The sequence below is a fragment of the Phocaeicola sp. RTP21359st1_B8_RTP21360_211022 genome, assembly GCF_040911965.1.
In the GTDB taxonomy this organism is placed as follows: Bacteria; Bacteroidota; Bacteroidia; order Bacteroidales; family Bacteroidaceae; genus Phocaeicola; species Phocaeicola vulgatus.
Map to the genome: position 1 here is coordinate 1 of NZ_JBDFXP010000037.1, position 15,955 is coordinate 15,955.

At 46.0% G+C, this 15,955-nt stretch carries 10 protein-coding genes and 2 pseudogenes; 11 read left to right on the forward strand and 1 reads right to left on the reverse strand.

Annotation, left to right across the window (positions count from 1 at the left end; all coding sequences use genetic code 11):
• Positions 1 to 456, reverse strand: a pseudogene (locus AB5062_RS16865) (hypothetical protein); the annotation flags it as partial.
• A gap of 458 nt (positions 457 to 914) precedes the next feature.
• On the opposite strand from AB5062_RS16865, the pseudogene AB5062_RS16870 reads away from it, so the two are divergent.
• The 11 genes and pseudogenes from AB5062_RS16870 (at position 915) to AB5062_RS16920 (ending at position 15,933) form a co-directional block, all read left to right on the forward strand.
• Positions 915 to 2,043, forward strand: a pseudogene (locus tag AB5062_RS16870) (OmpA family protein).
• Between the two features lie 603 nt (positions 2,044 to 2,646).
• Positions 2,647 to 3,273: a TetR/AcrR family transcriptional regulator gene (locus tag AB5062_RS16875; RefSeq protein ID WP_004309917.1), complete on the forward strand. Its 627-nt coding sequence runs from the start codon at positions 2,647 to 2,649 to the stop codon at positions 3,271 to 3,273.
• The gene (locus tag AB5062_RS16880) at positions 3,270 to 3,503 is read left to right on the forward strand and encodes a hypothetical protein (protein WP_004318707.1); all 234 of its coding nucleotides are present in this window, start codon (positions 3,270 to 3,272) and stop codon (positions 3,501 to 3,503) included. Before AB5062_RS16875 ends, AB5062_RS16880 begins: the two co-directional genes overlap by 4 nt.
• 401 nt (positions 3,504 to 3,904) lie before the next feature.
• Positions 3,905 to 4,720, forward strand: a complete 816-nt coding sequence (gene zupT, locus AB5062_RS16885; protein ID WP_004309915.1) for a zinc transporter ZupT — start codon at positions 3,905 to 3,907, stop codon at positions 4,718 to 4,720.
• Between the two features lie 213 nt (positions 4,721 to 4,933).
• Positions 4,934 to 7,300, forward strand: a complete 2,367-nt coding sequence (locus AB5062_RS16890; RefSeq protein ID WP_004309914.1) for an RND family transporter — start codon at positions 4,934 to 4,936, stop codon at positions 7,298 to 7,300.
• 1 nt (position 7,301) lies between these two features.
• A complete protein-coding gene (locus AB5062_RS16895; RefSeq protein WP_004309913.1) occupies positions 7,302 to 9,056 on the forward strand; it encodes an ABC transporter ATP-binding protein in 1,755 nt (584 codons plus the stop codon).
• Between the two features lie 18 nt (positions 9,057 to 9,074).
• Positions 9,075 to 10,817, forward strand: a complete 1,743-nt coding sequence (locus tag AB5062_RS16900) for an ABC transporter ATP-binding protein (protein ID WP_004309912.1) — start codon at positions 9,075 to 9,077, stop codon at positions 10,815 to 10,817.
• A 39-nt stretch (positions 10,818 to 10,856) separates the two neighbouring features.
• A complete protein-coding gene (locus AB5062_RS16905; protein ID WP_004309911.1) occupies positions 10,857 to 11,642 on the forward strand; it encodes an outer membrane lipoprotein-sorting protein in 786 nt (261 codons plus the stop codon).
• A complete protein-coding gene (locus tag AB5062_RS16910; RefSeq protein ID WP_004309910.1) occupies positions 11,642 to 12,901 on the forward strand; it encodes a DUF1302 family protein in 1,260 nt (419 codons plus the stop codon). Before AB5062_RS16905 ends, AB5062_RS16910 begins: the two co-directional genes overlap by 1 nt.
• 215 nt (positions 12,902 to 13,116) lie before the next feature.
• Positions 13,117 to 13,572 (forward strand): HU family DNA-binding protein, encoded by a 456-nt coding sequence (locus tag AB5062_RS16915; RefSeq protein WP_004318713.1) that lies wholly within the window; start codon positions 13,117 to 13,119, stop codon positions 13,570 to 13,572.
• A gap of 18 nt (positions 13,573 to 13,590) precedes the next feature.
• On the forward strand, positions 13,591 to 15,933 hold the full coding sequence (locus AB5062_RS16920) for a TonB-dependent receptor (RefSeq protein WP_004309908.1): 2,343 nt from the start codon (positions 13,591 to 13,593) through the stop codon (positions 15,931 to 15,933).
• Positions 15,934 to 15,955: the final 22 nt, after the last annotated feature.

Here is a 15,955-nt window from a genome sequence, read left to right on the forward strand (position 1 = left end):
TTGTTTATAATATACTTCACCGATCTGTCTGTATAAAAGCCCTTTGTAATAAGATTCATCGGTATCTGTCAGTTTCTCTTCTATTTTGAGAAAAAGACGTAATGCTCCAGGTTTATCACCTGTGCGTAATTTAATTCTTCCCCAATAATATAGAGTTTTACACTGGTGACGTAAATCTTTGGGGTAATGTTTATAATATTGCCAAGCCTGGCGGATCAATGAATCGTCAGTAACTTTCATTTGTTTTTTTTCCAAAGCTTCGGAATAGAGCAATGCATATCTGGCCTGTTCAGCCCGGTTGCCTTCTGGTTTGAGTTTTTGTAGTATTGCTAATGCACTATCCGGGTTGTTCTGCATTAGCTTTTCAGCCTCACTAAGGCGAGGGGTCTGTTCCCTGTTATAACAACCTGTAAAATAGAGAATAGCTGATAGTCCAATTATAATCTTACATTTCATATTGCGAATATAATAATGTGTTTTATTTTTTGCATGGGCGATTAGGAATATTTTACCAATATAAATTATTCTTTAACTTATATGATTATCGCTCGCTATTTATATATATTTTTTATTGGGCCTAACAATATATAATTGCTTATTAGCATATTATATAATATGTATAATCGTAATAGTACAAAATAGCAGTAAGTTATTGCTATTCAGAGTAAAAGTATCAGTTCACTCGTTGTTGTTAAAAAATAAACTTGACTACCCTAAAGGTGTAAGTGTAAGTGCTTTTTTGAATTTTATCAAGGGTGTTAGATATGTGTTAGATTATTAATTGAACCATTTTTGCAAACTACTGATTATAAGTAAAATAAAAATCAATGTATTAGATTTATTCTTTTGTCCTACAACTAAAAAGCTCTGCAATCTTTTTACTTTTGCATTCGAAAAAAATAAAACAATAGATTATGAAGAAAATTGCTATTTTATTAGTTTTTACTTTGGGAACATTTATTGTAAATGCCCAATCAGTTGTAGAAGGAACAAAGTTTATGGACAATTGGTCTGTAGGAGTGAATGCAGGAGCAGTTACCCCTCTCACTCACGCCTCTTTCTTTAAAGGGATGCGTCCCGGTTTCGGAGTTGGAATATCCAAACAATTAACTCCTAGTTTTCGGTTTGGAATTTCAGGGAATGGGATATATCAATACAACTCCGAGTAAAACAGCTTTTGATGTTTTAGATGTCAGCTTGTTAAGTAAAATTAACTTAATAAATCTATTTGCAAGCTATCGGGGCAAACCTCGTTTGTTTGAGATAGAAGCTATTGCCGGAATGGGGTGGTTGCATTATTATGTAAATGGTAAAGGAGATGACAATTCATGGTCTACCCGTCTCGGATTGAATCTTAATTTCAACCTCGGTGAAACAAAAGCATGGACATTGGGAATTAAGCCCGCTATCGTATATGATATGCAAGGTGATTTTAATCAGGCAAAGAGTCGTTTCAATGCAAACAATGCAACATTTGAACTGACTGCCGGATTGACTTATCACTTCAAGATGAGTACTGGGAATCATTACTTTACTAAAGTAAAAGTCTACAATCAGAGCGAAATTGATGATTTGAATGTTGCTATTAATGCACTTCGCGAACAGGTGGGCAGTCGTGACAGAGAACTAAACAATGCTAACCAAAGAATTAGCGGTTTGCATAAAGAGTTGGAAGAATGTCGTACAAAGGTCGTTCCCATTGAAACAGTAGTCAAGACTGCCCGCGTTCCGGAATCTATCATTACTTTCAGACAAGGTCGCTCATCAGTGGATGCATCACAGCTACCGAATGTGGAACGTGTAGCCTCCTACATGAAGAAATATCCCGATTCAAAAGTCATTATTAAAGGGTACGCTTCTCCAGAAGGCAATGTTGAGATCAACGCAAAAATTGCTACCGCACGTGCAGAAGCTGTAAAAACAATCCTTGTTAATAAATACAAGATTAATACGTCTCGTATTACTGCCGAAGATCAGGGAGTAGGTGACATGTTTACCGAACCGGATTGGAACCGTGTAAGTGTATGTACTATCGAAGATTGATGTAATAAGAATATTTGGAGTTGTTGAAGGTAAATAAAAAAGGAAGCCCGAAATCTGAGGGCACTGAAAAAGTTCTTTTTCTCCGTTAGCTCCTCTTCTTATGAATTGGCTCCAAAGTTGCATGGCGTATGATAAATTTCATTTGCATGCAACTTTTCCTTATATTGGTAGTGAGTAATCGTCTATTGGTATACATGCACGCTGGCAACGACACTCTCAAAGGAGACTTTGAAAGAATGCAACTTCAGTCCGCTTTTCCCATCTGCTCCGACTACGGCTCGGAGGCTATCGTCCTTCTGATCTTTGACCAAAAGAACTTCTTGGTCTTTGATTTTTTTGCTCATATTACTATGTATTTAATGACGTCAGTAGCGGTTTACAGACAAAAGTAAACAAAAAAAAGTGAGTGCTAGAGATTGTAAATAAGTGAGTATTTGTAGCTTTGATATGATTAGGAGTAGCATATTGAAAGTTATAAATTTCATTTGCTGAATTACCATAAATGGGGAATGGTAAGTAAAAAAATCATCATTTTAAGGTATTGCAACCGAAAAAATATGTGACTAATTTTGCGTTATAAAATAAAGAATTATGTTCTGACCTATGCAAACAACGAAGGATTATATACGTAAGCTATTGCTGGAAACAGCGCAGAAAGCTTTTTTCGAAAAGGGCTTCAAGTCGGTGTCTATGCGTGAGATTTCTAAGTTGTCGGGCATTGGTCTGAGCAATATATACAATTACTATCCCTGTAAGGACGATTTACTGGTTGATGTGTTGCGTCCTCTTTTGGCTGCTATGTACAGGATGCTGGAAGATCACAACCGACCGGAGAATTTCTCCCTTGACATATTTATCTCAGATGAATATCATCGTGCATCTTTGCAGGAGCTTATGGGCATTATAACTCGTTACCGAAGTGAATTAAATTTGCTGTTTTTCTCTACGCAGCATTCTCGCCTCAAAGATTATTTGGAAGAGTGGATTGAGAAGAGTGCCACAATAGGGATGGAATATATGGAAAAGATGAGAAGACTCCATCCGGAACTACATACCGATATTTCTCCGTTCTTCATGCACTTCACCTGCTCTTGGTGGATTAATATGATGAAAGAGGTGGTGCAACATAAGGAACTTTCCTGCGAAGAGATAGAGTGTTTCATCAGTGAGTATATTCGCTTTAGCACGGGAGGATGGAAGAAACTCATGAATGTAAAGAATGAAAGATGAAGGCAGAACTATTGAAACATCCTGTCTGTCAAGAGATAACTAATCAAAACATCCGTTTCTCGTCTTGTCTGCAATGCAAGCCTTGCGGAAATGATTGTACGATTGTAAACAATCGAATCTCTTTTGTATTTGATTCCGAGACAATAGGCATCAGCTACCTTCTGCTCGACTCCACACCTATAGCCTGCATGGACAGATGCTGCAATCTTGTCAGGCAGCGTTTCGTTTGATGCAGGAGTTGGAACGCCGAGTCATTCCAGAAGAATCACTAAATAATAATCAGCATATGAGTATCATCAACATCATCAGCAACGACGAATTAACACTCGTACAAGGAGTCAACGGGCTTTTCTTCTGCGAGGAGTCATGGGTTACGCAAAGCAGGGCAGTCTCCCGTATCGGAAAGGTTTTGCCCAAAGAAATTATTGGGACGAAAGATCAAAGTACCAACATCGTACATCCGCAGACTGACCGAACTAAACTTAGTTGCCAAAAGCATGAAACGTCTTATTTCTAAATCTAACTGTTTCTCCTACCGAGCGAGCCGCCTGCAAAGAGCGGCTCGCTTTGCTTCTGAACAAAACAAACTTTTGTTCTCTTTTGACGCACTAACTTCCAATCCATCATAGCCATGTCTCAACCAGTACTTATAGCATTTTTCCTAACATCGTTTGCCGGTATATCCACAGGGATAGGCAGTGCGATTGCATTTTTTGCTAAGCGCACCAATACTTCATTCCTTTCTCTTTCATTGGGATTTTCAACAGCAGTAATGATTTATATGTCTTTCGCCAATCTGTTTGCCTCTTCTTTGCAGACTCTTGCCAATATACATGGCAAGGACGACGGAACTCTTCATTCCACACTTTCTTTTTTCGGGGGAATCGTATTGATTCTACTTATTGATAAGCTAATTCCTCACTACGAAAATCCACACGAAATGCATCGGGTGGAAGAAATGAGCTTAAAGGAAGAACGAAAGACTGAAATAAAGCCTCAATTATTACGCGTCGATGTAGTGACAGCCTTGGTGCTGGCAATACACAATTTCCCGGAAGGTATGGTTACGTTTCTTGCAGCATTGAAGGATATAAACATTGCTATACCTATTGCCTGTGCCATCGCCATACATAATATACCCGAAGGCATTTCCGTCTCCGTTCCGATCTATTATGCTACAGGTAATCGTAAACGGGCCTTTTGGCTTTCATTTCTATCGGGATTGGCCGAGCCGGTAGGAGCCGTCATCGGCTATCTTATCTTGGCACCATTCCTCAATGACCATGTTTTCGGCGTTATTTTCGGGATGATTGCCGGTATCATGGTATTTATCTCGCTTGATGAGTTACTACCCGCTGCCGAAGAATACGGTAAGCACCATCATACTATCTATGGTTTGGTAGCAGGCATGGCGGTTATGGCACTCAACCTGCTGATGTTGTGTTAGCAAGACTAAGTAATATAAAAAACATAAGTAAAAAAAAGAAAGAATATGAACACTTCTCACTCCTGCCGTTGTCACGTGCATGATGCCCACAAAGAGCATTCTTGTGTCCACGCACATTGTCACCATTATCATATGTAGCCCCAAAGTGGAAAGCTATTTCTCGTCACGCTGCTGAATGTGTTGAAATGAATGAACTTACCAATAACAAACGATATGAAAATAGAAAGAATCAATGACTGGTTTGCCCGTCAGGGCAGATGGATGGTACAAAAACGATGGCTTGTACTAAGCTTGTTTATCCTCGTCTTCGCCATAGGATTTACAGGGTTAAGATATTTCAAGGTGAGTGCTTCGTGGGAAAACTACTTCCTCGAAGACGACCCGATGCTTGTCAAGACCAAAGAATTCAAGGATATATTCGGCAATGACAATTTTGCCGCCGTACTGACCCAATGCGACAATTCGTTTATGAAAGAGAACTTAGAGCTCATCCGCGAACTCACGAACGAAATGATGGATAGCATTTCATACGCCGACAAAATCACTTCGCTCACTGACATCGAATTTATGGTAGGGAATGAAGAAGGAATGACTATCGAGCAGATAGTGCCTGACCTTATTCCCACTGATGCGGCAAGTCTGGAAACGATACGTCGCAAAGCCTATATGAAGCCACATATTGCCGAGCGGCTTGTCTCCAAAGATGGTACGCTCTCGTGGATTATTCTCAAGTTGCGTACCTTTCCTAAAGATTCAGTGTGGAATAAAGGTAAGAATGCCGTTTCTCCTGAAGTGCTAACGGGGAATGAGCTGGAGCATATCATCACTAAAGACAAATACCAAAAGCTCCATCCCAAAGGCACAGGCTTGCCCTACGTTACCGCCATGAAGATGAAATGGATTGGCAAAGAGATGCCCCGTGTGATGGGCATTGCCGCACTCGTTTCCATTCTTATTTTGTTACTCATAACACGCTCCCTACGGGGCGTTGTCGTTCCACTTATCACGGCGGCAGGCTCAATTGTGATTGTGTATGGACTGTTGGGATATGTCGGCATGACGATAGACAGCGGTATGATGATGATACCTATGCTGTTGGCGTTTGCCGTCTCGATAGCCTATAACATACATATCTTTTCCTATTTCAAACGGCAATTCCTTCTACACGGAGAACGTCGACGAGCCGTAGAAGAGACCGTGGGTGAAATGGGCTGGCCTGTGTTGTTCAGTGCACTCACCACCTTTGCCGCCCTGCTGTCGTTTCTCGCTATTCCGATGCAGCCCATGCGGTTCATTGGTATCGCTACCTCCTCGTGCGTGATGCTGGCTTTCTTCATTGCCATTACACTGATGCCCGTGCTGTTGAGTTTTGGCAAGAACGGCAAACCTCATCCCAAAGTGCAGGAAACCGGCGGACGGTGGCTCGACCATCAACTGGGGCGTTTGGGAGAAAGCGTACTCCGGCATGGCACATTGATCCTATGGATTGCAGGGCTGCTTACCGCAGCACTCATTTATCAATTCACCAAGATAGAGACCGCCTTTGACATAGAACGCACCATGGGACGTAAAATAGCCTATGTAAACAATCTGCTGGAAGTAGGTGAAAGCGAACTGGGATCCATCTACACCTACGACGTCATGATAGACCTGCCCGAAGACGGCTTGACAAAATCGCCGGCAATGCTTGTACGCTTAGACTCTCTGGCACAAAAGGCCGAAGGCTATAAGCTAACCAAGCGAACGACTACAGTGCTGAATATCCTAAAAGACCTGAATCAAACCCTGCACGAAGGAGATGCGGCTTATTATCGTATTCCGACGAATCCGGAAGAGGTGGCACAACTGCTGCTCCTTTACGAGAATGCAGGCGGTAGCGAAGCGGAATATTGGATCGATTACGACTATCGACGTTTGCGCCTGATGGTGGAGATCAGCAGTTTTGACTCCGGCGAGGTAGAACGAGAGTTGAACGATATTGCAGCCAATGCCGCCAGGCTCTTCCCCGAAGCTTCTGTCACTACAGTGGGTAGTATTCCGCAATTTACCGTGATGATGCAGTACGTGGCTCGCGGGCAGATGGTTTCATTTGCCATCTCTCTCCTTATTATCGGCATCCTAATGATGTTGGTCTTTGGCAGTGTACGCATCGGGCTTATCGGTTTGATACCCAATATCACTCCGGCTTTGGTGGTCGGCGGACTGATGGGATGGCTGGGCTACCCGTTGGATATGATGACCGCAACCATTATGCCGATGATCCTCGGTTTGGCTGTCGACGACACCATTCACTTCATCAACCACGGGCATTTGGAGTTCGACCGTCGAGGTAATTATCGGGATGCCATTCTCCGCTCGTTCCGTACGATCGGGACACCAATCATTCTGACCAGTGTCGTGATATGTGCGAACTTCGCTATTTACATGACTTCCGAAGGCCTCTCTTTTATACACATGGGTCTGCTCTCCGTAGCGGGTATCGTATCGGCACTCGTGGCCGACCTCTGCGTTACACCCGTGTTATTCCAAAAGTTCCGGTTATTCGGGAAAGAGATAGAAACCAATGAAACAATCAATTAATATGAATACATTAAAGAAACTTCAATTTTACATGGGCAAACGCAAGGTGCTTATGCCCATAGCCCTGACACTGTCGGGATTAAGCGGTCTGCTCTCGCTTATGCCGTTCATCTTCATTTGGCTTATCGTACGCTCGCTACTATTGACTGGCAGCGTTGCCTCAGGAATCCCTATCAACGTCTATGCATGGTGGGCGGTAGGCACAGCCGTTGCCGGCCTTGTCATTTACTTTGCCGGGCTGATGCTTTTGCACTTAGCGGCGTTCCGGGTAGAAACCAATATGCGACGTACGGCTATGAGAAAAATCATGCAGATGCCGCTTGGCTTCTTCGACCGGAATACCAGCGGACAGATGCGTAAGATTATTGATGAAAATGCTTCTGAAACCCACACGTTTGTCGCACATCTCTTGCCCGACCTGGCGGGGAGTTTTATAGCCCCGCTGTCGGTTATAATATTGATCTTCGTCTTCAACTGGCAACTTGGTCTGGCGTGCCTGATCCCCCTCACGGCGGCTGTCTTCATCATGACACGGATGAATACAACTGCTCAGAAGGCGTTCCAAAATGAATACCTCGGAGCACAAGAGCATATGAGCAGCGAAGCGGTGGAATACGTACGTGGTATTTCGGTGGTGAAAGTGTTCCAGCAAACGATATTCTCTTTCAAACGTTTTTACGACAGCATCATCGCCTACCGGGATTTAGTTACCAAATACACGCTGGGTTGGCAAAAGCCGATGTCACTCTACACGGTGGCCATCAATAGCTTTGCTTTCCTACTTGTCCCCGTAGTCATATTGCTTATCGGCAACAAAAGCGAAAACATTGCCCCCATCATCACCGATATGTTCCTGTATGTGCTGATTACTCCGGTGATAGCAACCAATGTGATGAAAGTGATGTATCTGCAACAAGATATGTTTCTGGCAGATCAAGCCATAAGCCGGGTGGAAAACCTGACGAGTAGCGAACCACTCCCAATAGCCGAAAATCCGGAGAAAATCACCGCTTGCGATGTGACATTCGAGAACGTTTCGTTTGCCTATCCCAATGCCGGTCAAAATGCCGTAGACGGTATCAGCTTCCACCTCCCCGAAGGGAAGACTTTTGCCCTTGTGGGGCAATCGGGAGGAGGGAAGACCACCATTGCCCAACTCATTCCCCGCTTTTGGGACGTATCAGCAGGTAGTGTGACGATTGGCGGAATAAATGTGAAAAACATTGCCAAAGACAACCTGATGAACCACATCGCTTTCGTCTTCCAGAATACAAAACTCTTCAAGACCTCTTTGCTGGAGAACATCAAATACGGTAATCCGGCAGCGAGTGATGAAGCCGTGCAACGTGCCATAGACCTTTCCCAAAGTCGGGAGATCATCGACCGGCTACCCAACGGATTGAACACGAAGATAGGAGTAGATGGAACATTCCTTTCGGGAGGGGAACAGCAACGCATTGTCTTGGCCCGGGCCATCTTGAAAGATGCGCCGATTGTTGTCCTGGACGAAGCAACAGCTTTTGCCGACCCCGAAAACGAACACCTGATACAAAAAGCCCTGCACGAGCTGAGAAAAGGAAAGACAGTGTTGATGATCGCCCATCATCTGACTAGCGTACAGGATGCCGACAAGATACTGGTGATAGCACAAGGCAAGATTGCCGAAGAAGGCACACACAGCGAGTTGATAGCCCGAAACGGCATCTATAACAGCATGTGGAATGAATATCAACGAACCGTGACATGGACGGTATAAACCTCAGGAGACAACATTATGAATATTAGTAAATATTTTCAACACAGATTCACCTTATCGGAAGACGGGGCAAAGACCTTTATAAAAGGGGTTATAGCTTCTCTTTTTCTCAACCTGGCACTGATGCTGCCGGTAATCTTCATCTTTCTGTTCATCACCGATTACCTGCACCCTGTTATCCAAGCCGGGAACAGCACGACGCACGGGCTCTGGTACTACGTGCTGACGGCTCTCTGTTTTATGACGGTACTCTTTGTGATTGCGATGATACAGTACAAGAGCACCTACACGAAAATCTATACCGAGAGTGCCAACCGTCGTATTGGCATTGCCGAGAAGCTGCGTAAATTGCCTTTGGCTTTCTTCGGAGAAAAGAATCTTTCGGATCTCACCGCTACGATGATGGAGGATTGTAACATGTTGGAAACCCTCTTCTCTCACACAGTTCCACAACTCTTCGCCTCTGTCATCAGCATTATCTTGATTGCCACCGGGATGTTCTTCTACAACTGGCAACTGGCCCTTGCTCTCTTTGGGGTCGTACCGGTAGCGACAACGGTCATCTTCTTAGGAAAAAGGCTTATGGATAAAGCTAATAAGGAGTACTATCACGTAAGGCGTGATACGACCGAGCAGATACAGGAAGGGCTTGAAGCGGCGCAGGAGATTAAATCGTACAACGGAGAGGCAGCCTATTGCGACCGTTTAGACAAACAGCTCGAGATATATGAAGCCACTCTGCAGCGAGGCGAATTTCTCGGAGCGGGGCTTGTGGGCAGTGCACAGTCTATCCTGAAACTTGGTTTGGCAAGCGTTATCATTGCGGGAGCTTATTTACTTGGTTTGGGCAGCATCGACATGTTCACTTACTTGGTCTTCCTGCTCGTTGTAGCCAGCATCTACAACCCCATCATGGACGTGTTCAACCATATGGCGACACTGATACTACTCGATGTGCGTATCGACCGCATACGTGAGATGAACGACATGCCCGCACAGCAAGGCGATGAGGATTGCACGGTAGAGGGTTACGACATCTGTTTTGACAAGGTCGATTTTGCTTACGAGACAAGCAAGCAGGTGCTGCGCAACGTCTCTTTCACTGCCAAGCAAGGCAAAGTAACGGCACTTGTGGGACCTTCGGGGGGAGGCAAAAGCACTTCGGCAAAATTAGCTGCCCGCTTTTGGGATATTCATGGCGGAAAGATCACACTTGGCGGACGGGACATCTCAAAAATAGATCCCGAAATGCTCTTGAAAAACTATGCCGTAGTCTTTCAGGACGTGTTGCTTTTCAACGCTTCCGTCATGGACAACATCAAAATCGGGAAGAAAGACGCTACCGAGGAAGAGGTGAAAGCGGTAGCACGTCTTGCCCGTTGCGATGAGTTCATCGCCCGGCTGCCCAACGGTTACGACACCTTGATAGGCGAAAACGGAGAATCGCTATCGGGAGGCGAACGCCAACGCATATCCATTGCCCGTGCGCTTCTCAAAGATGCTCCTGTCATCCTCTTGGACGAAGCAACGGCAAGTCTGGACGTAGAGAACGAAACGTTGATACAGGCCGGTATATCGGAGTTGATCAAGAACAAGACCGTCGTCATCATCGCACACCGTATGCGCACCGTTGCCAACGCTCATCATATCGTGGTGCTGAAAGACGGAACCGTCGCAGAACAAGGAGCACCCGACGAACTGCTTGCCCGAAACGGCGAATTTGCCCGCATGGTAGCACGGCAGAAGGAGACCGGAATATAAATCGAATCAATCAGAATCAATTATAAAGAAAAAGGACAAATGAAGAGATCAATCGCAGTAGTAGCCATGCTTGTGGTGGGGTTCGCTGCCACAACATGCGCACAAACGGGCAGAGAGATTGCCCAAAAGGTAAAAGACCGTCCCGACGGCGATACCCGTCGGTCTGAAATGGTTATGACGTTAATCAACAAACGCGGAGCGGTGCGCGAACGCAAGCTCATTTCCTACTCCATCGATGTGGGCAAAGAAAAGAAAGACCGCAAGAGCATCATGTTCTTCCAATATCCCGGCGATGTAAAGGGGACGGGCTTCTTGACGTGGGATTATGATGAGCTAAACAAGGACGATGACAAATGGCTCTATCTGCCCGCCATAAAGAAAACGCGCCGTATCAGCGGTTCGTCTGCCAAGCAAGACTACTTTATGGGTAGCGACTTTACCTACGACGACATGGGCAGCCGCAACGTGGACGAGGATACGCACACGCTCCTGGGCGAAGAAACCGTCGACGGACAGAAGTGCTGGAAACTGGAATCCTTGCCTAAGGACAAGCGTGATATTTACTCCAGGAAAACGGCCCTGATACGTCAGGACTGTCTGATACCTGTCAGGGTGGAATATTACGACAAGATGGGCAAGCTGCACCGTCGTCTCGAGATGTCGGATATTGCCAAGGTAGAGGGCTTCTGGGTAGCCCGGAAGATGCACATGACCAACGTGCAAACCGAGCATCAGACGGTTCTCGAAATCAAGAATCCGACGTACAACATTCCCATGGAGGAGAGCAAGTTTAACGTGACCACGTTAGAGAAAGGCAGGTTCTGATGAAAGCGTTCAATCGTCTTTCCGCGGGGCTTTGCCTCTCGGTCTTTCTGTTTTGCCCCGTGCATGGAGTTTGGGGACAAGGAGCGGGCGAATCGTCGTGGCAGCTCAAAGGCCTTGTCGACACCTACCACGCCTTCCGCTCCGAAAAGCCGAACGATTGGATGTCTTCCCGTACCCGACTCAGGGGCGAGGTCGGCAAAAACTTCGCAGGCTCTTCGCTCTTCGTCTCGTTCAACGCTACCTACAACGCCTTGCTGAAAGAGCGCACCGGCTTTGAACTGCGGGAAGCATACCTTGACCATCGGCAGGAGCACTGGGGCTTTCGTCTCGGGCGACAACTTGTCATCTGGGGTGCGGCCGACGGCGTACGTATCACCGACCTCGTCTCACCCATGGATATGACCGAGTTCTTGGCGCAAGACTACGACGACATCCGCATGCCCGTCAATGCCCTGCGGTTCTTCGTCTTCAACGACAAGATAAAGCTCGAACTGCTTGCCGTTCCCACTTTCGAAGGATACAAGCTGCCCACCGATGCCGCCAATCCGTGGAGCGTGTTGCCTAAAGAAACACCCCGGTCCCTTGTCTGGGACGCGGAGGGAAGCCGCCCCGAGCTACGCCTCTCCAACGTAGAATACGGGGGCAGGCTCTCTTTCGCCCTGCCGGGGGTAGACTTCTCGCTTGCCGCGCTGCATACGTGGAACAAGATGCCCGTCATCGAGTACAAACCATCGGGCTCCCAACTTACGGTTTCGCCCCGATACTACCGCATGGGATTCGTCGGAGGCGATGTCTCAAAGCCCTTGGGACAGTTCGTGCTGCGCGGCGAAGCGGCCTTCAACCTCGGGAAGCATTTCAGCTACATACAGCAAGCCGCCTCCACCCCTCAAAAAGGATTCAACACCATCAATTGGTTGGTGGGGGCCGACTGGTATGCCCCTCATGAATGGACAGTGATGGCTCAGTTCTCTTCCGAGAGTATTTTCAAGTACGAAAGCTACGTCGCACAGCCCCGCCATAATTCGCTCCTTACGCTCTGCGTGTCGAAGAAGTTACTGGACAGCAACTTACAGCTTTCCGACTTCACCTATTTCGACCTCAACCACAAGGGCTGGTTCAGCCGTTTCACGGCTGACTATGCCCTGAACGACCACATCCACCTCTTGGCAGGCTACGACTGGTTCGGAGGAAGCGAGGGTATGTTCGGCCCGTATAAGCACAATTCGGAAGTATGGGCAAAGGCTAAATACTGCTTTTGAGATCCACACCATTTTAATAACCATAAACAAAATTTGAAAAGATTATGAAGAAGACATACGACAGCAGTTAAAGAGAATGCGGACTTAAGCAATCGGAATCGTTTAAGTTAAACGGTGAAAGACGTTCCAATGGAGCGATCAAAGCCGTTTACTGAAGCTGTTTAAGTAGAACAGCAAAATTATTCAAAGTATAACCATCAAAAACATCAAAAGTCATGTTACTATACAACGTAAAAAAAGAAGAGATGCGCATCGGTAAACACAAGGGCAAAACCATGTATTACGCCTCTCCCATTGCACAAGACAAGATTACCACCAAGCAGCTAGAGGATCGGATTGTCAATGCCACAGCCCTGAGCCGTGCCGACGTGCGGTCAGCCATCACCGCCTTGGCGAAAATCGTACGTGAAGAGATGCTCAGCGGCAGAACCGTTGACCTGGCCAACCTCGGGTCATTTAAGGTTGTATCCAACGGGAAACGCGTGGAAACGGAAAAAGCCGTTACCGCCGAAACTCTCAAAACACCACGCATTCAGTTTTTTCCCAAACTCGAAATGCGCAATCAGGCAAAAAACGTACAGCATGTGGTGATACGTGAAAGCGAGGCCGGATCGGCTAAACCGAGTCCGAATCCCGGAGATTTGCCCGAAGCACCCGATTCTGCTCTTTAATATTCATAACAAGAAACAATGAAGCAGCAAGTATTATTTTTCTTTTTCACGCTGATGCTCACAGGTATCAGCGTGTCCGCCCAAACAGGTGGAGGACGGATTGCAGGCGTGGTCATCGACAATGCAGGCGAAGAACCACTGCCCGGCGCAACCATCTTCATCGAAGAGCTGAAAAAGGGCATTGTGACAGACGGGCATGGCGAGTTCTTACTTTCCGATGTTCCCGCAGCCACTTATACGCTTACTGTAAGGTTTATAGGCTACCACACGCAAACCCGCAAGCTCACGGTGGGTAAAGAGAGAGGGAAAAAAATCATCATCCGCCTGAAAGCCGAAGCAAAATCGTTGGACGAGGTGGTAGTGATGGGTAAGAGCGAAGCCCGTAAGTTACGGGAGCAGGCCATGCCCATATCCGTTATCAGCATGAACCAGATACAAGGAACGGTTAACAATGTACAAGACATTCTGGCAAAAACTGCCGGAATCACCGTGCGTGCCACGGGTGGAACGGGCAGTACCTCTCGCATATCGGTGCGCGGACTGGAAGGCAAACGCATCGGGCTTTTCATTGACGGGAATCCGATGAACGACAATTCCGATTTTATCGACATCAATGATATTCCGGTCGAAATGATCGACCGCATCGAGATATACAAAGGAGTTGTCCCTGCCAAGTTCGGAGGTTCTGCCGTAGGTGGTGCGGTCAATATTGTCATCAAAGAGTATCCGCCTAAATATTTGGACGTGAACTATTCTTACGGCAGTTTCAATACGCACAATGCATCCGTTGTGAGCAAGATGAACATTGCCCCAAAAGGAATCGAGTTCGGGCTGGGAGGTTTTTATACCTATGCCGACAACGACTACAAGATGAAGTCTCCTTTTCAAGAGGGGCTTACTATAACCCGCGATCACGACAAGTTTAAAAAAACAGTCATCGGCGGTAGCTTTAAGGCACGGAAGTGGTGGTTTGACTTGGTGGAGTTTGAACCCGTTTTCATACATACTTACAAAGATATACAGGGGATAGAATCGAACATCCGGCATGCACACAGCCATTCCAACGCCTTTATTTTCGCCAATAAGATGGAGAAAGAAAACTTCCTCTTAGACGGCCTGGACTTGGACTGGCAGCTGGGGTATATCTATACCGACTATCATTTTGCCGATACCGCCTCGCACCGCACACATTGGGATGGAACGCATTATCCGGCAGTTTCCGAATTCGGCGGCGAAATCGGCAAATGGGCTTCATTATTGACGAATGAAAAGCATCAATTGCAGCACAAATTGAATCTCAACTATCTTGTCAATGAGAACCATTCGGTAAACTTCAACTCTTTGCTGAAATACGCTCATGCCAACCCTCGTGATGGGATGAAGGACAAGGTCATAGGTTATCGTACCGACTTTCCAAGCAATATGTTCAGTTGGGTGGCAGGCTTGAATTACGACTATCGCACCTCGAACGATAAGTTCCTTAACTCTTTCAACGTCAAGTATTACTACTACTCGATGAAAACGCGGATGGCAAGTGTCCTGGTAAAGACAGCAGAGGATATAGACACACACAAGAATGATTTCGGCATCAGCAATGCACTTCGCTACCGCATCACACCCAGTCTGATGGCAAAAGCTTCGTTCGGATATGATGTAAGGCTTCCATCGGAAGAGGAACTGTTGGGTGATGGATACGTGATAGCTCCTGCCGGCAATCTCACTCCCGAACGCAATATAAGTGTCAACATAGGAATGTTATTCGATTTAACTGGAAAAGCCTCCTCTAACTTACAGATTGAACTGAACGGATACTATATGCATCTCAAAGACATGATTCGCTTTACGGGCGGATTCTTGCAGTCGCAGTATCAGAACTTCGGCGAGATGCGGACTCTTGGTATGGAAGCAGAGGTGAAAGCCGACATGACACGGTGGCTCTATGGCTATGTGAACGCCACTTACCAAGATCTGCGAGATGTGCGTAAGTATGAACAAAATACAACTGTTGCCAACCCTACCAAAGGTAGCCGTATGCCCAATATACCCTATCTGATGGCAAACGCAGGATTGGAGTTTCACAAAGAAAATCTGTTCGGAGGCAGCGGGATGAATACGCGCATATTCACCGATGCTTCATTTGTGGAAGAATATCTGTACGACTTCGAACAAAGCCAATTCCAGCAGCATCGCATACCTCGAGCCCTCTCGTGCAATATAGGCTTTGAGCAAAGCTTTGGCAATGGGCGCTACTTCATTATGGGAAAAATAAACAACCTGACCGATACAAAAATGATCAGCGAGTTTAACCGTCCTTTACCCGGACGTAGCTTCACTATCAGATTCAGATACGTATTTAAGTAACAAATTAACAATCATTAAACAA